This window comes from Nostoc sp. UHCC 0252, from assembly GCF_034931145.1.
Lineage (GTDB): Bacteria > Cyanobacteriota > Cyanobacteriia > Cyanobacteriales > Nostocaceae > Nostoc.
Genome location: NZ_JAYGHE010000007.1, coordinates 116,448 through 137,062 on the forward strand (window position 1 = coordinate 116,448; position 20,615 = coordinate 137,062).

Annotated in this window: 15 protein-coding genes; 4 read left to right on the top strand and 11 right to left on the bottom strand. The window is 39.7% G+C overall.

Going from position 1 to position 20,615, the window contains the following annotated elements; genetic code table 11:
• Positions 1-69: 69 nt before the first annotated feature.
• The 4 genes from VB732_RS06995 to VB732_RS07010 all read right to left on the bottom strand — a co-directional run bounded on the left by VB732_RS06995 (position 70) and on the right by VB732_RS07010 (position 4,482).
• Positions 70-627, bottom strand: a complete 558-nt coding sequence (locus VB732_RS06995) for a Uma2 family endonuclease (protein WP_323230101.1) — start codon at positions 625-627, stop codon at positions 70-72.
• Between the two features lie 32 nt (positions 628-659).
• The gene (locus VB732_RS07000; protein ID WP_323230102.1) at positions 660-1,628 is read right to left on the bottom strand and encodes a PrsW family intramembrane metalloprotease; all 969 of its coding nucleotides are present in this window, start codon (positions 1,626-1,628) and stop codon (positions 660-662) included.
• Positions 1,621-2,544 carry a class I SAM-dependent methyltransferase gene (locus VB732_RS07005; RefSeq protein ID WP_323230103.1) on the bottom strand — a complete coding sequence of 308 codons (924 nt, stop codon included), beginning with the start codon at positions 2,542-2,544 and terminating at the stop codon, positions 1,621-1,623. Before VB732_RS07005 ends, VB732_RS07000 begins: the two co-directional genes overlap by 8 nt.
• A 255-nt stretch (positions 2,545-2,799) precedes the next feature.
• Positions 2,800-4,482, bottom strand: a complete 1,683-nt coding sequence (locus VB732_RS07010; RefSeq protein WP_323230104.1) for a DUF3352 domain-containing protein — start codon at positions 4,480-4,482, stop codon at positions 2,800-2,802.
• A gap of 553 nt (positions 4,483-5,035) precedes the next feature.
• Here VB732_RS07010 and VB732_RS07015 point away from each other — a divergent pair.
• From VB732_RS07015 to VB732_RS07030, 4 genes are all read left to right on the top strand, one after another.
• Positions 5,036-7,627, top strand: coding sequence for a M1 family metallopeptidase (locus VB732_RS07015; RefSeq protein WP_323230105.1), 2,592 nt, complete (start codon positions 5,036-5,038; stop codon positions 7,625-7,627).
• A 637-nt stretch (positions 7,628-8,264) separates the two neighbouring features.
• A complete protein-coding gene (locus VB732_RS07020; RefSeq protein WP_323230106.1) occupies positions 8,265-9,989 on the top strand; it encodes an AarF/ABC1/UbiB kinase family protein in 1,725 nt (574 codons plus the stop codon).
• Between the two features lie 28 nt (positions 9,990-10,017).
• Entirely contained in the window at positions 10,018-10,386 is a 369-nt protein-coding gene (locus VB732_RS07025) for a hypothetical protein (protein WP_323230107.1), read from the top strand.
• Positions 10,387-10,769: 383 nt separating this feature from the next.
• On the top strand, positions 10,770-11,651 hold the full coding sequence (locus tag VB732_RS07030; RefSeq protein WP_323230108.1) for a hypothetical protein: 882 nt from the start codon (positions 10,770-10,772) through the stop codon (positions 11,649-11,651).
• 53 nt (positions 11,652-11,704) lie between these two features.
• On the opposite strand, the gene VB732_RS07035 is transcribed toward VB732_RS07030, so the two are convergent.
• From VB732_RS07035 to VB732_RS07065, 7 genes are read right to left on the bottom strand one after another with little or no spacing between them, the layout of a single operon-like run.
• Entirely contained in the window at positions 11,705-12,733 is a 1,029-nt protein-coding gene (locus VB732_RS07035) for an Npun_R2821/Npun_R2822 family protein (RefSeq protein WP_323230109.1), read from the bottom strand.
• 16 nt (positions 12,734-12,749) lie between these two features.
• On the bottom strand, positions 12,750-13,640 hold the full coding sequence (locus VB732_RS07040; RefSeq protein WP_323230110.1) for an Npun_R2821/Npun_R2822 family protein: 891 nt from the start codon (positions 13,638-13,640) through the stop codon (positions 12,750-12,752).
• Between the two features lie 3 nt (positions 13,641-13,643).
• Entirely contained in the window at positions 13,644-14,621 is a 978-nt protein-coding gene (locus VB732_RS07045) for an Npun_R2821/Npun_R2822 family protein (protein ID WP_323230111.1), read from the bottom strand.
• Between the two features lie 3 nt (positions 14,622-14,624).
• Positions 14,625-15,587: a glycosyltransferase family 10 domain-containing protein gene (locus VB732_RS07050; protein ID WP_323230112.1), complete on the bottom strand. Its 963-nt coding sequence runs from the start codon at positions 15,585-15,587 to the stop codon at positions 14,625-14,627.
• Between the two features lie 39 nt (positions 15,588-15,626).
• Positions 15,627-16,838: a glycosyltransferase gene (locus VB732_RS07055; protein WP_323230113.1), complete on the bottom strand. Its 1,212-nt coding sequence runs from the start codon at positions 16,836-16,838 to the stop codon at positions 15,627-15,629.
• Positions 16,839-16,843: 5 nt separating this feature from the next.
• Positions 16,844-19,165, bottom strand: coding sequence for an ABC transporter ATP-binding protein (locus VB732_RS07060; protein ID WP_323230114.1), 2,322 nt, complete (start codon positions 19,163-19,165; stop codon positions 16,844-16,846).
• 37 nt (positions 19,166-19,202) lie between these two features.
• Positions 19,203-20,420 (bottom strand): glycosyltransferase family 4 protein, encoded by a 1,218-nt coding sequence (locus VB732_RS07065; protein ID WP_323230115.1) that lies wholly within the window; start codon positions 20,418-20,420, stop codon positions 19,203-19,205.
• Between the last annotated feature and the right edge of the window lie 195 nt (positions 20,421-20,615).

Consider the following 20,615-nt stretch of genomic DNA (forward strand, 5'->3'; position numbering starts at 1 on the left):
AAGTAATTTATTTAACCGCAGAGTCACACAGGACACAGAGTAAAAAAGATGAGTGGAAAGAATCCAAGGCTAGAACAGTTTGCTGACTAAGCAGTTGAAACCAGGTAGCAAAGGACTTGTCAATTCATCTTGACTAAATAAAGTAGCTGCTAACTTTAATGCAGCCTGTTCACGGCGATAAACCTCAACTTTCTTCTGTATAGAATCGCAAATCCAATACTCTTGAACACCTTGGACTGAATACAGCTTTAGCTTTGTTTCTTTGTCACGTTTCTGGTTTTTTTCACCGGGGGATAAAACCTCTACAACTAACTCCGGTGCGCCCGTGAGGTGTCCAGCTTCATCTAGTAAGTTTTTTAAGCGTTCATGACTTGCCCATACCACATCAGGGATCACATTGTCAGAATCTGAGAAAATAATTCCAGGTGCGATCGCAGCTTTACCTAAACCAGTTTCATCTGACCAAATCTTGAGAAATGTACCAATATTAACACAACTCGATTGATGATCCCAGTGAGGTGATTTAGTCACAAATAGTTCTCCATCAATAATCTCATAGCGATTTCTGCGATCGCTAGCAAATAGTTCTAGGTCAGCAGTCGTCCAACGCACTGGAGTTGTTTGCATAGAAACCCCCTAGCATTTTCTTAAATCATATTTTAAAAATACCGACGGCGGGCGGAATGTCGCAAATAGCGATAAATGCCCCAAGCTAAAACTCCAAAAAAGAGATTTAGCAAAAAGCGACTAAATATAAACCACAAAATATAACTGTCAAAAAGCTTTGACGGACTCAAAGGACTAATTTTATTGGCTAAGAGAAACAGCCCAAAAATAGCATTTCCACCCAGTACGAGGGCAAAAAGCACTAAACCCCGTTGCCAGTAACGTCGCTGGGGTGTACGTTCTGAAATCAGGGTAATTACAGGTTTACCTTGCACTTTTCGCAGTAATTGTTCTAGTCGCCAAAACATCCACAATAGAAACGGAAATAAACCATAACTAAGGAAACATAGCGCTCGTGAGTAACCGCAAGCAATAGATAAAATATTAATTAGGGCATGACAGATTACAGAATTCAGCCAAGCCCAAAAAATGAACTTCCTGTGTTGATGTAAGTAATTCTTAGACGAAATATACACTGCTAAGGCATATCCCCAAGGTGCAGAGAACATGGCGTGGACTGGCGTACTGATAGTACGGCCAAGAATTGATCCTGTATCGTGAAAAAGATAAATCCAGTTCTCTTCGGCAGTGAATCCAAGGGCAACAGCGATGGTGAAGAGGAAAACAGTTGAGGGAAGTAATCGATACCTGCGTTGCAAATAGTAGGTTGGCACAACAACCCCTGCTAACTTGCAACCTTCTTCAATTGAACCTACTTCCACTAGCTGCCGCAAGATTGCACCAGGAAGCGATCGCTTGATCCGTCCCCAATCTACAACCAAATTGGCTACAGTTTCAAAATTTGATTCGAGTCTGAGCGCTACAAGACCAGATATTGCCCCGATGCCAAAGAACATCAGTAACTTTGGCAGAGGTGGGGCAAATGGTACTCGATAATAGTAGTAGCCTAGCAGTAGCAAGGGTGGTATTGCTGACCACAGCAGTAGAGAAAAATCAACCACTCACCTGAGCAATTACTGTGCGGTGACGGTGGGTATTGTTGGTAATAGTGGGAGTTTGGAAACCTGCCTCAACAAAAGCTTGCTCAATATCCAAAGCAAAATATTCATCTAAATACGGTTCAGTGCTTTTGAGCAACGTCAAAATATAGGCTGGCATTTTCTGGTAAACTTCAGACTTGGGATTCATATCCATGATTGCCAAGTAGCCGCCCGGACGCAGCACGCGCCGCATTTCAGCTAAAATCTGTCGGGTTGCTGACTGGGGTAATTCGTGGCACATCAGGAAAATTGAGACTAAATCAAATGAGGCATCTGGTAGCCCAGTAGATTCAGCTTGGGCATGAAGCCAGTTAACTTTCGCTTGACGTTGCCCAGCGCGGTAATTGGCAACAGCTAAGAAGTAGGGAGATAAGTCTAAGCCAATAATTTTAGCTTGAGAATAAACTGCTTGTAGGGCAAAAGTACTCAAGCCAACGCTACACCCTACATCTAAGATATCTTGCGGCTCTTTAGGAATTTGGCTTTTTAGAATATTGTGGTAACTTTGGCGCAGCATGGGATCGCCTTGCGCCTCTTCAGCGCCTTCCACAACCTTAGCGTGGACAGCGTAAGCAGCAGGTTCTACTTCAAAAGCGGCTTGCCAACTGAGATTTCCGGTTTCGTAGGCATGGAATGAAGTGACGTAGTAATCGGGGTAGGAAAGCTGAGGATTTTCTATTTGAGTTAGATCAGCCTTCCAGTCACGTGCCTGTAGTGTTTTAACTTCTTGCGTCCAAGGTACACCAATTCTCTCGGCACGTTTAATCATCATTTGACGGGCTTGATGTTTTGCTAGGTTGGCTAAAGGCTTGATTGCCAGTACGCCATTTACCAAGCGGGAAGCAAAACCAGGAGTAGTTTTTACAGCAGCAGTCATAAATTAATTTGCGTTTACAGCTTTTTTACTTATGACACACTTGCTGGACGGCAGTCTAGAAATGAATTGAATTATATAACGTGTGAAGAAGAATGTCATGTAATCTTGACATTAATTCAGTGGGGAATGGGGAAGAGGCAGGGGGCAGGGGGCAGGGGGACAAGGGGTGAGAACTTGAAACAAGTCTTTCCCCAATTCCCAATTCCCAATTCCCAATTCCCAATTCCCAATTTCCAATTCCCAATTCCCAATTCCCTATTTTGCAGTCTTCGGCTTGAGAGCTAACAACATCTCTAATTCACTGGTAGATTTATCGGGGCTATTAGCGGTAAAACCAAGACCACGAATGGAATTGAGGATTGTGATGGTATTAGGATCGGATGAGATTAAACTATTGACCAGGGGTACAGTTTTAGTTTTATCCATATCCAGGTAGAAATAACCGCCGTTGGGTTTTTGCAATGAACCGGTGACGGCTTTGAAAGCGTCGCTATTACCGAGAGATTGATTTTTGCGATCGCTCATCGCATCTGCAACTGGGCCACCAAGAGCCACAAATACAGTGTCTTGATCTAGCCAACCATGCGCCAATAAAGCTCCCTGGTTGGGGATTTGCCATTCAGTTACGTCTTTACCACCAACATTTCTATTGGCAATGTTGATTTGTTGGGTTTTGGCGAGGGTATCTAATTTCGTGAAAGTGGCTTCGGCTGTTTTGCGATCGCTTGTGTCAAATACTAAAGCACCTCCAAAACCAACGCTGGCTAACACTCCTTGATTCGATGGAACTGCACCCAAGGCAAATTCTCCATTCATCCAACCAAAAACATCCTTATCTAGGTCAATATTGACAAATTTTAGTTGTCCTCGCGCTTGTTCCAAAACTTGTTTCATTTCTGGATAATCTTTTGACTGTTCTACTAAGGTTTCCCAGCCACGACTGATGCCATTTCCGGTAATCAGAGCAAAGGTATCCGCAGGAAATTGCCCAACTATATTTCCCGGACTTGATTGATACTGAAATTTATTTAACTGTGGATCTAAATTAGCGATCGCTTTTACCCGCACTCCCGCATCATCAACACCAACACCCGCCACCACAGATTTTATCTGTTTCAGTTGTGTCAAGGCTTGTGGAGGTAACTGCTTTGCCTGCTGACTTCCGGCTGCTAATTGCTGTACCGTACCTGCATAGTCTGGTACATAAATTTGAGCAAGGCTATTTTTAACATCCACTCCTTTACTGAGAATGCTGCTTGCGCCTTCTTTACTCGCAAAAGAAGCCTGTCCTTTAAAGGTGTCAATTGCTTTTTCTACAGCTTGCTTTTCGGGGGCTAATATCAAGTGATTATTATTTAATACTACGCTATATGTTGGCTTACCATTTTCTGTAGTTTCAATAATTTTTTGACCTTGATAGTCAGATTCCTGGAATTTCACCCCTTTTTGTGACTTCAATTTGTTAGCAAAATTCAAGGCACTGATTTTATCTTTGATTCCCACTACTATCAGGATATTTGATTCCTGCTGTAAATTTGTTGGTACATTAGGTGCGCCAGAGGGCACTTTTAACTGTGCCGGTTTCACAGGATTCGGTGGTAGTACAGCAATCATCACACCACCAACCCAAGGCTTTATGTCTTTTTCATAAGAAACGTTACCTTCACTGAACATTTGCTTATTGAAATCTTCCAGACCTTTTGCCACTAACTTTTGTGCTTCTGGAGTACCAAATTGCTCTAACTTTGCCCAAGCTTGAGAGTCAGTAGTAATATAAGTTGCCATCAATGCTGTTGAAGGTACTAATTTAGCACTGCCGAGAGCGTCTGAGCTACCTCCTGATGGGCCTTTAAAATACATATAACCCGCTATACTTCCTCCTACAACTAGAGCAGCACCAACAGCAGGAATTAAAAACTTTGATTTACTTTCGGGCATTTTGTTATCCTCATTTGCTCAGATTGTCACCGAGATTTATACAAGTGTCATTGTTGAGTTTTCGGATTTATTAATATTTTCCGCTCATCGATCGGTATTTACTGATAAAATTAGTAGTCCTATCAGTTACAAATCTCAAATCATTACCCTAAAAAACACTTCTAGGGAATGAGAAGCGAATCCGCAAATGATATGCTGTTCATCTCAAAGAAAATAGCCTGCTCAACGGCAACAAGCTATCCTAAGTTATAAGAACAATTAGGAGTATTTGTACTTAATGAGAATCTATCGAGGTGTAAGAGACACTTGACTCGATGACAAAAAAGTGCAAAACATCAGTAAAAGTAAATGCGGGAGGGATATGGAAAAAACTCCAAGGATCGGCTGCCGATCTTCGGAAATTTGGGTGAGATTAATTTCAATCCTCCAATCCCCAATGGGAATCTTAACCCCCATACTGCCCGATTGATTTGGGAAATACAGACACCGCTATTTTGCTTAATTACATTCAGCCAAGCCAGACTTTTCAGGATTACAAGGTCAGTAAGGATCAATGTCGAAGTCTTATTTTGATACAGATAATAACGGACACAAACCTTTTGAGTTACCGGGAGCAAGACCACACTACAACCCCGATCGCCCCGGACAAGTGGAGCATATTTTTCTCGATCTCAGCTTAGATATCCCTAAGCAAAGTTATCAGGGTAGTTGTAGCATTCGCCTCTTGCCAATCCGTAATGGCATTGACCGTTTGACTTTGGATGCTGTCAACCTGAATATCGAGTCTGTGCAGGTGGACGATGTGCCACAAACCTTTGACTACGACGGGGAACAGCTTTCTATCCAACTTTCTGAGGCAACTCAGATTGGGAAACGCTTGCTGATTGCGATCGCCTATTCGGTAACAAAACCACAACGCGGTATTTATTTTATCCAACCAGACAAGCACTATCCAAAGAAGCCTACTCAAGTTTGGACTCAAGGAGAAGACGAAGACTCTCGCTTTTGGTTCCCCTGCTTTGACTATCCAGGACAACTATCTACTTCAGAAATTCGCGTTCGTGTTCCCAACCCTTTGGTGGCCATTTCTAACGGCGAACTGATTGACACCAGAGAAGATGGTAATGACAAAATCTACCATTGGTTACAGCAACAAGTTCATCCTACCTATTTGATGACTTTGGCAGTAGGTGACTTTGCCGAAATTCAGGATGAGTGGAAGGGTAAACCAGTCACCTATTACGTAGAAAAGGGACGGGAGGAAGATGCTAAACGCAGCATGGGCAAAACTCCCCGGATGATCGAATTTTTGAGCCAAAAGTATGGTTATCCATATCCTTTCCCGAAATATGCCCAGGTTTGTGTCGATGACTTCATCTTTGGCGGGATGGAAAACACGTCCACAACCTTGTTAACAGATAGATGTTTGCTTGATGAACGCGCCGCTTTAGATAACCGCAACACCGAAAGTTTAGTCGTCCACGAACTCGCGCACCAGTGGTTTGGTGATTTGGTGGTGATTAAGCATTGGTCTCATGCTTGGATTAAGGAAGGCATGGCTTCCTATTCTGAGGTGATGTGGACAGAACAGGAATATAGTCTAGAAGAAACGGCTTACTATCGTTTATTAGAAGCTCGTCGTTACATTAGCGAAGATAGCAGCCGCTACCGCCGTCCGATGGTAACACATATTTACCGCGAAGCCATCGAACTTTACGATCGCCATATCTACGAAAAAGGGTCTTGTGTCTATCACATGATTCGGTCTCAATTGGGAGATGAATTATTTTGGCAGGCTATTCAAACATTTGTCCAAGATAATGCCCACAAAACTGTAGAAACAATAGATTTACTCAGGGCGATTGAAAAGGCTACCGGACGTAATCTTTTGTTCCTCTTTGACCAATACGTTTATCGTGGTGGCCATCCCGATTTTAAGGTAGCTTACTCTTGGGATGGGGATGCTAAGTTGGCAAAAATTACGGTAACGCAAACCCAAGCTGCTGAAGGTAAAAATGGCAATAAGGATTTGTTTGATTTAAAAATACCTATTGGTTTTGGCTATACCCAACCAGAAGAATCTCCGAAACTGAAAACTTTCACAGTCCGAGTACATGAACGAGAACAAAGTTTCTACTTTCCCCTAGAAAATAAGCCTCAATTTATCAGCTTTGATGTTGAGAACAATTACCTGAAAACAGTAGCTTTAGAGTATCCAACAGCAGAGTTAAAAGCACAGTTAGAATCTGACCCCGACCCGATTTCGCGTATTTATGCAGCAGAAGCTTTAGCGAAAAAAGGCGGGTTAGAAGCGACAAAAGCACTATCTGCGACGCTCAAAAATGACCCATTATGGGGTGTGCGGGTGGAAGCAGCGAAACAACTAGCCAAAATTAATTTAGACCAAGCTTTTGATGGCTTAGTTCTGGGATTAAAAGACAAAAATGCTTACGTGCGACGATCTGTAGTGGAAGCACTTGCTCAAATCAAAACTGCTGAAAGCTATAAAGTTGTGAGAGGGTTGTTGCAAAAGGGCGATCCCAGCTATTACGTGGAGGCAACAGCCTCTCGTGTGATTGGGGCGATCGCATCTGCAAACTTGGAAGAAAAACCCAAGGAAGATAAGGTATTAAAGCAACTCAAAGGCATTTTAGAAGAAAAGGCGGGTTGGAATGAAGTAGTGCGGAGTGGGGCGATCGCTGGTTTAGCTGAATTCAAAACCTCGGAAGCAGCTTTAAATCTACTACTCGAATACACCAAAATCGGTGTACCACAACCTCTACGTTTAGCCACAATTCGCGCTTTAGGAAAGATTTCTGTAGGTCAAAGTCCGGTTAATTTGGAACGGATTTTAGAAAAATTAACAGAACTAGCTAAAGAAACCTTCTTTTTAACCCAAGTGGCGGTAGCAGCAGCATTAGGACAAATGGAAACACCCAAAGCAGTCGGAATTTTACGATCGCTAGCTGAACAAACAGCCGATGGGCGTGTCCGTCGCTATGCTGAAGAAGAAATTTCCAAGGTGCAAAAAAACATCGGTTCCGAAAAAACTCTGCGTCAATTGCGTGAAGATTTCGACCAACTCAAACAACAAAACCAGGAATTGAGAAGCCGTTTAGAAAACTTGGAGGCCAAATCTAAATAGCACCAGATGATAATTAAAAGTTGGTAATTGGTAATTGTGGCAAAACCACTACCAATTACCAAAGTTGTATTTAATGCTGTAGTTTTTATTATTCAAAAAGCTTCTTGATATACATTATTTAACAAAATTTAATTTACTTTAATAGTTATTTGCTACACATAAGATATATGAATTTATACTTAATAAAATGAGTATAAATAAATATAATATGAATAATCTCGACTTTCTACAGAAGTCGTTAACCTTTGTGCTGTGAGTTTTCTGTTGAATTTAGACCGATCTACTTACTACTATTATATGTAGCTGTAGCAAACATGGTTACTGAATTCTCATGTTCTGCTCAATTTGCATATACAGTTAAAAACTTATATTTATATAAAACAAAGTTAAGAAAAGATAAAATCATCGAAAAGATAGAGAAGTAGTTGTAGTTTTATAAAGTATAATTAAGAAAAAGATAAACAAATCTCGGCAGTAATATAGCCTAAAACTACCTCAAACAGTATCCCGAAAAGGCAGAGTTTGAGTTCTTTTAGATAAAAGACTACCGCCATCCTTTACTTGCAACTAACTTGTGGGTTGAGGAGAAAAACAATCATTCATTGTAAATTTTTCAGTTGAAGAGGCAAATAAAGGCGTGGGTCAGTATCAAGCTACTCAGCTAAAGCTCTATAATCCAGATGCGATCGCTCGCTATTATAGTTACCGTCCCTGGCTAGCGTGGGGACGACTGCTGAGAATTATCTCCTCTTTTGTAGGATTTATATTTAGTCTCAAGTGGGACGAATGGCTAGACAAAGTTGAGCAGAACAAAGGTAAACGAGCTATCCAGTTGCGAGAACTGCTTACCCGCCTCGGCCCGACTTTTATTAAAGTTGGTCAAGCCCTCTCCACCAGACCAGACTTAATCCGTAAGGATTTTTTAGAAGAACTGATCAAGTTACAAGATCAGTTACCACCTTTCGATAATGCGATCGCTTACAAAATTATAGAAACCGAGCTAGGTCGTCCAATTAATGAAAGTTTTAGCGAACTCTCACCTAGCCCAGTAGCGGCTGCAAGCTTGGGTCAAGTATACCGTGGTCGTCTAATCAGTGGCGAAGAAGTTGCAGTGAAGGTGCAACGCCCAAACTTGCGCCCAACTCTTACCCGCGACCTCTATTTATTGCGCTGGGGTGCGAGTTGGGTAGCTCCTTGGTTGCCACTAAATCTAGGTCACGACCTCACTTTAATCGTGGACGAGTTTGGCACGAAGCTATTTGAAGAAATTGACTATATAAATGAAGGTCGCAACGCCGAAAAATTTGCGACCAACTTCCGCAACGACCCCCAAGTTAAAGTTCCAGGAATTTACTGGCGTTATACCAACACTCACGTTTTAACGCTGGAATGGATTAATGGCTTCAAACTAACGGATACTAAAAGCATCCGCGAAGCAGGTTTAGATCCAGAAGCAATTATCCAAATTGGCGTTACTTCAGGATTGCAACAGCTTCTAGAACACGGCTTCTTCCATGCTGACCCCCATCCGGGTAATTTATTTGCAGTACCCGATGGTCGGATGGCTTATATCGACTTCGGTATGATGGATCAGTTGGAAGAAAACAGTAAAGAAACACTAGTGGATGCCCTAGTGCATTTGGTGAATAAAGACTATACCGACTTAGCTGAAGACTTTGTAAAATTAGGATTTCTGACTCCAGACACGAATATTTGCCCGATAGTGCCAGCATTAGAAGCGGTGCTAGGAAACGCCATTGGCAAAAATGTCAAGCATTTTAACTTCAAAACGATTACTGATGAATTCTCGGAACTGATGTACGAATATCCTTTCCGAGTTCCGGCGAAGTTTGCTTTGATTATTCGTTCCTTGGTGACTCAAGAAGGTATTGCCCTGAGCCTCAACCCAGACTTCAAAATTGTGGAGGTGGGTTATCCCTACATAGCACGACGGTTGCTGACAGGGGAATCGCCGGAATTACGGCGGCGATTATTGAATGTGTTATTCAAAGATGGTAGATTTCAGTGGCAGCGTTTAGAGAATTTAATTGCGATCGCTCGGAGTGATAACAACTTTGATGTATTGCCCACAGCCCAGATGGGTTTCCAATTTTTGATGTCCGAAGAAGGCAAGTTTCTACGGCGACAGCTGGTGCTGGCTCTCACCGAAGATGACCGCCTCCACACCGAAGATGTCCAACGCCTGTGGAACCTGGTTAAAGATGACTTAAAACCAGATCGTTTATTAAATGTAGCGATCGGCATTTTAACAAATTTCTCTAGAGAAAGTGCAGCTGCTATTCTTCCAAAAGCTGCATTCCTTGAGCCTTTTAATGGAAACCAGTCAACAATTAAAAACTAAAAACCTTTAATATAAATTAGGAGTTTTAATGTACTATTTTCCTCTGCAACCACCTTATTTTCTATTACTGGTTGGCTTTTTGACGGCATTAACATCTGGTTTAGCATTATCTGGCACTTTGAAAGTAATTGTGCAAAACTGGCCAAGTGAACGAACAGAAAATACTAAACCACGTTCCTCACTCAAACAATTAATTGTGCCATTTATCGGCATAACTGGCGGTACTTCCCTATTTCTGTCTTCAGGCTTAGAGATATTTGGCTTTCCCTCCACCTTGGCTTTAGGAGTTGGTCTACCAATTAGTCTGTTTACTTGTTTACTAGTTTGGTTTCAACTAGGAAGTATGATGACCTTTATAGAACGCGAAGGTATGCAATCTTTAGATTTAGATGTTTAGATTCTTTTTCTTACAGAGTTCCAAAAAATAAATTATCCCAAATTATTTGTACATTTGCAGGGTAGCACAGCTGTGCTACCCTGCTGTGGCATGTGTTTTTCACTGCAAGTCCCTTAGATACGCTTCGCCGATATATAAATAAATTACCGTAAATTCTCACCATCAACAATGATGTTTACTAAAAATGAGGTCGTTAACTAGTGGTGAATACTTATTTTTTATTGTTATTTAATAAATATAAGATTTAATTGCGTTAGAATTACGTACAAATACTGAAAAGTGCATCAACAATATGTCTACCCGAAGGCGTAGTAACTATAAATCAAAGTATGCTCGACCTCGTTTAGCATTTTGACCTTGCACATTAGAAGGAGCGTAAAGCTATGACTCAAGACAAAAAAGAATTTTGTTTTTGCACTTTAGCATGTGGTAAGAACTATCGCAATCTTGCATTATTATTAGCAAAAGATATCAAAAAATATTCACCTAATACTTCTTTTATTGTTCTAACTGATTGTCCTAGCGATTTTAGCCAACAGCCTAACGTTTTAGCATTTGAGCATAAACAGCAAAGTGTTAAGTTTTACCATGATAAAAGATTTGCAATAGCCAAAGGTTTATCTCTATTTAATTCATGCATATTTCTTGATGCAGATATGCGAATTTTGGAACCAGTTCCACAATATCCGCAATGGATTTCAGAACCAGGAATTGCTGCTAGGGGATGTGAAAATATGCCTAAAAAGCACGCCAAGGTTCTAGCGGGTAATTCTGATGCCAAACTTTTAAAAGAATTTAATGTGGCTAAAAAGGCTGCTTCAAAGTTAAATCTTGAATTAGAAAATGAAGATATTAACTTTGTGTACGAATATTTATTTGCAGTCACAAAAGACTCTGGAAAGGAAATAGAATTTCTTAGACAATGGGAAATTATCGCCTCTTATTTTGAGTTGAATGGGCTGTATGACTCCGAAGGGAATGCAATAGGTTTAGCAGCTGCTAAAGCTGGTTTACCTGTTAGATGGAGTGCGATGGAGGGTATTTCTTTCTTTAAGAATAGAGTTGAATTCGTCAGAATCAAAAAGGGAGAGTCAAAAATGGAGGATATGGCAATATATTTTGACCAACAAGCAAAGCTAGAATACCCCGAACGCTTCATTGGGGAGAGAATTATGCTTAAAAGCAATAAAATTATTAAGTACTTATATAATTTACTGCGATTAAGAATTATAACTTTGAAAGACTTTAATTTTTATTACCGATAATTGGTAATAGATCATCTACAAATGGAAAAGACTTTAAGTCAAATTTTGCTTAATTATTTAGTAATTCTATGCTTAAAATTACGATAGTTAAGCTTAATATTGTTGACTTTTTGATTTAAAAAACTTGTAGTAGTCTTTTGTAGACGTATTAATGGACTCTGACGCTTAAAGCTTTTGGGTCTTTGTTCCGGTGACTTTAAATACCTATAATGCAAAAACACATCTCGATATGGAATATCGACATCTTCACCAGCGCAAAGCCTTGTAAAATCTGAAGAAGATACACTCATGTAGTGAATGTAAGTTAGGGGTTTTCCTTGGTCGTAAAGAATATTATCTACAACATCAAATTTAGAACTCCAGTGATTACCTGTCGCTGAAGCATGAGCGGCGTAATTATAGTAAGAAATTCCACTTCGTAAAACTAAATAGTTCAGAACTGTTTGGTCGGAATCTGCCCACGCTAGTGCATCAGCTTCACCTGCCTCTAACTTTTCTAGTAAGTTTGCTAACATGGCATCGTCAAACACACCCTTTTTAGAAGCAAACCAACCGGAACAAAAAACATGATTACTAATGTTTTCTAGTGAAAAAACTTTTTTTAGCTTATCTTCTGTCCAGTTGAAAATATAATCCAAATCCGATTTATATTGAAAGTCATTTGTGAGCCAATCATATTCATCTAACTTTTGAAAAACATCATCAAGTGGTTTCATTAACAGTGTATCTCCATCAAAGAAGATAAACTTGTCAAATGGGCCATCCAGACAGCAGAGTTTTCGATGCCTTTCTACCCGATAATTTTCTGGTAAGCCATATTCTTGCCACAGTTTTAACGCTCTTGGATGAGCTTTCCAGATTCGAGTGCCAAAATTTTCCCAGCGAGCGATGGAAGCAGAGTCTTCAAATAAAGTGACATTATTTCTAACTGCAACCTCTGCCTTTACCTTGTCTAATCGCTCATTATATGGAATTACACAAACAGGAATTGTTCTACCAGCATTAGCCTCTATACTGTTGAGCAACGCAATTAGTTGGTCATAAACAACATCATTGGCGAGGATGTAAATACCATCAATCATTGGGATACTCCTAATATTAAGTGCGGGCAACAACAAAGGGAAATAAACGGCGAGTTAGTTTAGAAATAAAGGCAAATTTGCCCTCATGGAGATAGCGGTAGTGTTCCCACAATTGCCAATAGGGACTACCAGTTTTCATCCGTGTACCAGCCCAGTGGAGATATTTTAGTCGTTGTCCTCGGTCATATAGGGCGTAGTCTTGCTGTTGAAAATTTTTCGAACCTGCCCAGCTACCAGGCCCTCCCCCAGGAATTTTAACGAGATTTCCACGTTTGGCAATCAGTTTAAGAACAAGATAATTTAAAATTGGTTGGTCTGTAACTCCTTCAGAAAAATCGAAATATTCTCGATGCGCTGCACACTCTTGCAAAGCTTCATCCATTTGTTGTTCGGTAATAACTCCTTTTCTCGAAGCCCAAAAACCGCTATTAAAAACGTCTTGAAGTTGGGCATCAGAAAAAATTTGCTGTTCTTTCACAAATGGGGAAAAGATATTTCGCAGCTTGTCATTGGCATGATGGTAATCACAACAGAAGAAATCGACTTCTGACAGTTTATCTAAATTGTCAGCGATTTTTTCAAAAACGACAATATCTGTATCAATATAAATAAACTCATCTAAAGGGCCAAACCACGCCACCAATTTACGCATTTTATTGGGTAAGGCGAGAAAATCTCTATCAAAAATTTCTCCGATGCGTTTGGTAAATTTATCAATAAGTTCCAAATCTGGAAAAATTTGTACATTGTGTAAGGTAGTAAGCTGCTCTGCTACCTTGTGATAATTTTCATTAAATGGTATGAGATAAACAGTTACTTCTGGATCGTAGTAACGAATGCTATTGAGTAAAGCGATCGCATTATCGATAACGCGGTCATTAGCAACAATATAAATTCCCCTGCTCATAAATTATCCTTGGTTAATTAACTTCAATTTTCGCAAAGCTCTGGTAAGTAAGTTTGGTAAAGGAGCGTCATTATAATTATTAGGAGGATTTTGAAATACTGGGCGTTTATCTGGTTCGTGTAGGTAACGATAGTAGAGGAATAAATCTCGATAGGGAAACTCAATATTTTGTCCAGCGCAGACTGCTTGATTCATGTTAGGAGGAATACCAATGTAATGAAGATAAGTCAGTCGATTACCTTTGTCATAAAGAATTTTATCTTTTTCTTCAAAATGCTCAGAACTAACAGCATTGCCTGTAACTTGATTATTTGGCAAGTGATGTACAAAGTTATAAACTGGAATACCAGACCTCATAAACATATAGTTAAGAACTGGTTGATCTCCTGTAGGATAAAGGATTTCCTTCTCCCCTGCTCTCAAATAAGATAATAGGGTTTCTAATTTATCTTGTTCAAATAGACCTTTTTTAGAAGCGTAAAAGCCCGAACAAAATATTTCTTTCTGGATGCGGTCTTGATCAAAAACTTGTAGTAATTTAACTGAATTAGTATTATAAACTTTATCTGGATGTTTAAACTGAAAATCGTAGACCACACAGTTAGATTCATCTAATTTTTTAAAAACCGAATCTAGTGAATTCATCACTAGAGTATCGGCATCCAAATAAACAAACCGATCAAATGGCCCATCAAAGGCACAAAATCTTCGATGACCGCCATAAATTCTGTATTTATTTTTGTTCATACTAGCAGGACTAGCCTCTAGCATGAACTTATCCCAGCGATTGATTGATTCTTGATTATCGTAAAGAAATACATTCGGGCGGTTAGCGATTTCATCAGCAATCAGTTGTGTTTGATCATCAAAAGGATAGATACAAACCGGAATTTCTTTACCCAATATCACATCAATACTGTTTAGTAAGGCAATTAGTTGATCGAAAACATAGTCATTGCCAAGAGTACAAATCCCATTCATAATTTATGAGTGTTGAGCAACAAAGTTTGATAACCAGTTAAGCAAATTTAATTTATGTAAAATGATTTGACGTGCTTCTGCGATCGCATCTTTGGCAGCATACCAAGCATCAGGGGTAGCTGTAACCTCTCGGATGTAAGCAATGCCTTTTTCATCTAAACTAGGCAACCTTAAAAAACTACCTGGTGGCAATAGTTTATCAGCAGCCGGGCCACCATAGTAAATTGGTAAACACCAGGCAAGTAAACTATCCCAAAGTTTCTCACTCACATACCAATTATTATCAGCATAATTTTCAATTGCCAAATTGTAATAGTATGGAGCCATACCATACCACTTGTTACTCAACTCTCCCGACTTTTTCGCCGATTCTGGTAAGTTTCTTCCATATAAATCAAACTTAATATCATTAGATTGTAGGGACTGTAAAAAGTTTAAACGCTGGCGATGGTTGGCTGTGCGGTTAATTCCTGAAGTAATCCAACTACATGAGGCAACCTTTTGGGGCGGTGGCAATTCATTTAAATCTCGAAATGAATTGGAATGATACCAAATAGCAGGCATATAGTCGGGAGTGGGAGCAAAATCATCAGGCCCAGAAATGTAGCCACAATACTTCTGGGCTTGTTGATAATTGTGATTATTTATTTCTACAATTTCATCTAAAGGCGGTTCTCTTAATAAATAAATAATTCGTTCTTTGTTGACACCACGCAGTAAAGAATCAATATTGACTACTGGCTTTTGCTGCCGTTTACGTAAGCTATCTAACCAAGATTGTTGCGGTGCTGCTTTGGGAAAATCAAATTGATACATGAGCAGAAAATCTGGTTTTGCTGCTAATGCCTGCATTTGTATATTGCCCCAACTTCCAAATTGATGCGGAGTTTGTTGCCAAAGCCAATCGGCTCTGGTTTCTAAACCCCGATAGCTGCTAATCATTCCTACAGTTTTGGTATTAGTCATTTGTCATTTGTCATTTTATTTAATCTCAACCATTTTTCCTTAGACAATAAGTTGAGGAAGCAGAGATTCATCAACATAACTAAGAATTTTTGCTGCTCGATTTTCCCAAGAAAACTGCTTGGCAAAATTAATACTATCTGAATAACCCTCTACTTTTCTGGGATGAGTTTCTAAAACCCGCTTCAGGTTTTCAGCAAATTTGATCGGGTTATCTGGTTCACACCAAGCAGTAATGGAATGAGTATCTTGAAATTCAACTAATGATGGAATTTCTGTTGCTACAATGGGAGTCCCAGAGGCAAAGTAGTCAAATAGCTTTAAGGGAGATGTGAAAGTTGCCGCTTTTCCTGAACAATGAGGGTGGGCTAAAACATCGGCTGCTTGTAGCAAAGATGCTAACTCATTATGCAGGACATAGCCTAAAAAATTAATATTATGAACCTGTTTTTCTTTTACTAATTGCTGATAATATTCGACTTCTGCTGGCTTACCACCTGCACAAGCAAATTGTACATTAGGCATTTCCTTAGCCACATCAATTAGGACATCAATACCTTTAAATTGCTGTAACGCTCCCGCATAAACTACCAAATGTTGGCTTTCATCCCGCAATAGTTTTTTACGCCATTCTGCCGCTTTCTCTGGTTGTCTCTGCATAAATAAGCTATTAAAACCATTGTGGAGCTTAATTACCTTTTCTGGCGGCATTCCATTTTTAATCATGCTTTCGCGGATGGTGTCTACAACTGTGACAGCAATCTGGAAAAGCGGGTTTTTAACAATTTCTGCCTCAAATGGCTTGTCTTCATGGTGGTGGTGTTCATAAATTGCTGGAATACCATTTTTGATGGCAGCTTTGACAAAATTCCAGTTGCGGCTGTGAACAAGTTTAGTAGTTGGAAGGATGTGAAATGGTAAATAATACTTGCTCGCAATGGTGTTAGAGTCAGTAAATTTACTCGAAAAATGATCGATTGGCCAAGGCATGGGTAATGGGGCAACTTTTAATTTGTCATGGAGGTTGTAATATTCAATCAGTTCTGTTGGTGTTTTTCTCGGTTGAAAAGGACGCACTAAATTAACTGGATTACTAGCTTTCGCTCCTTTGTCAGGGTATACCAAAACTGTTGAATACCCCAAGTTAGCGGCGGCGTTAGCTGCATTTGTAGATTGCACTAGGTGAGCTTCTGGCTGGGGTAATCCTTCATTAATAAAAAAAATGTAGTGTTTTTTTAAAGTATGATTTTTCATAGTTGTTAGACATTAATACTATTTTCGAATTTTTCTAAATAATTCATCAGACATATAGCAGATTCATAACTTTCATTAATTAATTCATTTGGCTCTTGGGAAACGTCTATCAAATTATCTGTTAAAGAGCGCAGAGAGCTAAGGATGAGATTAAGAGAATTTCTAAATTCAACGGAGAGATGATTAAAGTTTTGATAATAGTCGCTTATGATATTTTGATTTTGGTCAGAGATAGAGAGAATCTGCCCTTTTATTTGTAAGTTAATCACATCCTCAAAAATATCAATGGTGTTTAGAATTCTCCAAGCTGATTTGTAAGAGTCTTCAATTAATTTGTGTCGTTCTTGGGAATCGTCTACCAGATCATCGAGTAATAGGCGCAGTAACCCAATCATGGAGTTCAACTGCGTTCGAATTTCGTGAGAGACGCGGAGTAAGCTTTGATTGTGTTTAGGAGCAGCTTCAGGGCGATCAACAAATTTCTTTGAGTTTAACCGCATTGCCTTAATAATTTTTGTCTGAATCAAATTTTTATTAGGCCGATCGCTAAATTGCATTGAATACAGGCGTGAGTAATAACCACCCTTTTCTAAAAGTTCTTCATGGGTTCCCACTTCTACCACCTGTCCTTGCTCTAGCACAGCTATTTGATTGGCTTTTTGGACTGTTGAAAGGCGGTGAGCAATTACTAGGGTGGTGCGATCGCGGCTCAGATCATCGAGTGCAGATTGTACTAACCTTTCGGAAACGGTATCTAAAGCACTGGTGGCTTCATCTAAAATCAGAATTTCGGGATTTTGCAGCAGGGCGCGGGCGATCGCTAATCTTTGCCTTTGTCCACCAGATAGCATTACGCCGCGATCGCCAATTAAGGTATCAAATCCTTGAGGCAATTTGCTAATAAACTCATAAGCATTTGCCCGCTTGGCCGCTGTAATAATTTCATCTTCAGTAGCCTCTGCTCGCCCATAAGCGATGTTATTCTGCACTGAGTCATTAAAAAGAAAAGTATCTTGACTAACAATCCCCATTCGCTTCCGTAAGGATATAAGATCGAACTCCCGCAAATCAGTGCCGTCAATGGTAATACTGCCTGCGATCGGGTCGTAGAATCGGGGTAAAAGGTCTGCTAAAGTAGATTTACCAGCACCAGAACCGCCTACCAACGCTAAGGTTGTACCACGCGGTAAATATAAATTCACATCTTTGAGTACCAACTTTTCATTGCCAGGGTAGGCAAAGCAAAGAGAATTAAAAGATACTCCCTCTTGTAATTTCGTATAGGGAAGCTTACCCTTGGGCATGAAAGGTTTGTCGTGCAGGCTTAAGAACTCATTCGTCATATCTACACTTGCAGCAGTACTGGCAAAGTTGCTGCGAATAGTATTTAACTGAGAAATTAATGGCAGCAATCGCAGCAGCACTAATAAATACGTCAGCAGTACTGTAGAAAGAGAAGAAACTTGGTCAGCAAAGAAAGTTTTGCTCAAAAGTACAATCAGTAGTAAAGCTGTAATACCCATCACCTCACCTAGAGGTGTGATTGCTTCTGAATTAACCTGAGATTGGAAATCTGCTAACTCGCGATCGCGAATTAATTTTTTAATCCTTTGATATTCTTTTTCTTCATTTCCCGTTGATTTTACTAGTCTAATTCCATTCAAAGTCTCCAGTACAGAGATTGAATATGCTCTAGACATCTCACTCAACTGTTTCCCAAAATTTCTAGACCGAGAAATAGCATACTGATTTATTAACGTCACCAACGACAGCAAAAGTGTAGCAGCAATTGTCAACTGCCAAGAGATTGACAGCAATAAACCGACAAAAACTAAAATTGTAATTCCCAGGATAACTATTTTAACCGTACTACCTATAGCACTTGCAGCCCGGCCAATTTCTCCACCAAGACGGTTGATTAAATCACCAACCTTTGTTTTGGCATAATAATCTATATCAATTTCTAGTAATAGCCTTAACCCAGCTTCGCGCATATCTGATGTCAGCTTTCGGGTTAAAGAACTCGATGCTAAAGCGCTGGTATAAGTAGCTAAATTCTTTAAAAAAATTGTGAAGATAATTGCTCCGGCCATGACACTTACACGATAAGCTTCTGGAGTATTATCAAAGGGAGATAGCATCCCTTTAAGGATGGGAGGAGCGGTACTTAAATCTACTTCTTGTCCCACAATTTTTAAAACTACTGGCACAATCAAAGCTGTGCTGATCCCATTAAATAAAGCTCCAGAAAATCCTAACAATATTGTTAGGATAATCAAACCTGGATAGGGTTTAGCGAATCTTAATAGTAGTTTTCTAGTAGACATTGGGTATTTTTATGGCAATTTAACTTATTAATATTATTTACAACTGAGCAATTACTGACTTGAGTGTAGAAGCCATAGCCTCGATGCTATAGTATTCCACACATCTTTCTCTTGCTTTGATACCTCGCTGGTTTGCTGACTCTAAATTCTGAAATATCAATTGAATTTGTTCAGCAATTTGTTCAGGAGAAGCAGGCTCGACTAAATAACCAGTATCACCTAAAATTTTGGGAATATCTCCAACGCGCGTTGATAATACAGGTTTAGCCATTGCCATTCCATCTGTCAACTTCAGAGGGAATTGAGCGCGGGTTTCTGCGGTATCTCGTTGCGGAACAACTATAATGTGAGCCGCTGCCACCAAATCAGGCATAAAATCGGCTGGATACTTAGGTAATTTGATAATCCAACGTCCCCACTTTTGCTGAAGTTGCTGATCGTAATCATCATAAGGACTACCACCTACAATCACTAGTCTTAAGTCTGGTTGATTGATTTTATCGAGCGCTATGAGAACATCTTCTACACCTTTGTAGGGTCTTGGCGCACCAGGAAACATTAAAATACGATATTCAGAAAGCCCATAACGCGCTCTACTGTCTTCAGGATTATGATGAGCCGGATTGAATAAATTAGTGTCTTTCCCATTTGGTAAATAAACACCGCCAAATCGCTCTTTCAAAAATTGAGTGTGAATCGTAATGGCATTAGCATTACGTGCCAAGCTTTCAACCCATTTGAGATAAAGTGGATGATCTGGATATCTCAAAGCGCCATCTGGTTTGAAAACATCCCTTATAAATTGCTTTGGCGTGGGATGATATTGCCATTTTTCGCCACCATGCCAACTCAGTTCCCAGTCATCTATATCTAAAAGTATTGGTCGATGATTTCTTAACTGTTTCAACATAGATAGACCAAAGGTGGTAGGCTTGGGTCTCATAGCATAAATAATATCACCATCAATTTTCTTGAGAAGTTGAGATGCCGATATCAAAAATTGCGGATATTTATAGCCAACAACTTGACTAACTGGAATTTCAGATTGAGGAATTACTGCTGGCTCATCGCCGAAAACAAATCCTAAAATTTCTACTTCATACTCAAGCTTTTGTAGGGCTTGAGCTATTAGAAATGAACGAACACCTCCACCTCCCCATCTTCCGGCCCCAGCTTTTGATAGGTCGCTGACAAGTATTGAAACTTTTAATTTATTTTTGCTTTGTCTTAAATTCACAACGCTTTGCTTATTCATAAGGTTTACTAATAATGTCTCAGTAATTTTACTAAAAAGTTAACTTAAAATTACTTTATTACTGAGAAGTTGGTTAATTTTGCTACAATCCAGGTATATTACCTTAAATAAATCAGAGAAATCAAAAACAACTTAACCTTATTAAAGTTGCTATAGCGGTTCTCGGTTACGTGAGGTACATCCGTAAGGTCACGG

Excerpts from the sequence above, each read along its gene's own strand:
- VB732_RS07045 (WP_323230111.1), bottom strand. The coding sequence starts at position 14,621 with ATGAATGGGATTTGTACTCTTGGCAATGACTATGTTTTCGATCAACTA.
- VB732_RS07050 (WP_323230112.1), bottom strand. The coding sequence starts at position 15,587 with ATGACTAATACCAAAACTGTAGGAATGATTAGCAGCTATCGGGGTTTA.
- VB732_RS07025 (WP_323230107.1), top strand. The coding sequence starts at position 10,018 with ATGTACTATTTTCCTCTGCAACCACCTTATTTTCTATTACTGGTTGGC.
- VB732_RS07030 (WP_323230108.1), top strand. The coding sequence starts at position 10,770 with ATGACTCAAGACAAAAAAGAATTTTGTTTTTGCACTTTAGCATGTGGT.
- VB732_RS07005 (WP_323230103.1), bottom strand. The coding sequence starts at position 2,544 with ATGACTGCTGCTGTAAAAACTACTCCTGGTTTTGCTTCCCGCTTGGTA.
- VB732_RS07055 (WP_323230113.1), bottom strand. The coding sequence starts at position 16,838 with ATGAAAAATCATACTTTAAAAAAACACTACATTTTTTTTATTAATGAA.
- VB732_RS07035 (WP_323230109.1), bottom strand. The coding sequence starts at position 12,733 with ATGATTGATGGTATTTACATCCTCGCCAATGATGTTGTTTATGACCAA.
- VB732_RS06995 (WP_323230101.1), bottom strand. The coding sequence starts at position 627 with ATGCAAACAACTCCAGTGCGTTGGACGACTGCTGACCTAGAACTATTT.
- VB732_RS07065 (WP_323230115.1), bottom strand. The coding sequence starts at position 20,420 with ATGAATAAGCAAAGCGTTGTGAATTTAAGACAAAGCAAAAATAAATTA.
- VB732_RS07040 (WP_323230110.1), bottom strand. The coding sequence starts at position 13,640 with ATGAGCAGGGGAATTTATATTGTTGCTAATGACCGCGTTATCGATAAT.
- VB732_RS07015 (WP_323230105.1), top strand. The coding sequence starts at position 5,036 with ATGTCGAAGTCTTATTTTGATACAGATAATAACGGACACAAACCTTTT.
- VB732_RS07010 (WP_323230104.1), bottom strand. The coding sequence starts at position 4,482 with ATGCCCGAAAGTAAATCAAAGTTTTTAATTCCTGCTGTTGGTGCTGCT.
- VB732_RS07060 (WP_323230114.1), bottom strand. The coding sequence starts at position 19,165 with ATGTCTACTAGAAAACTACTATTAAGATTCGCTAAACCCTATCCAGGT.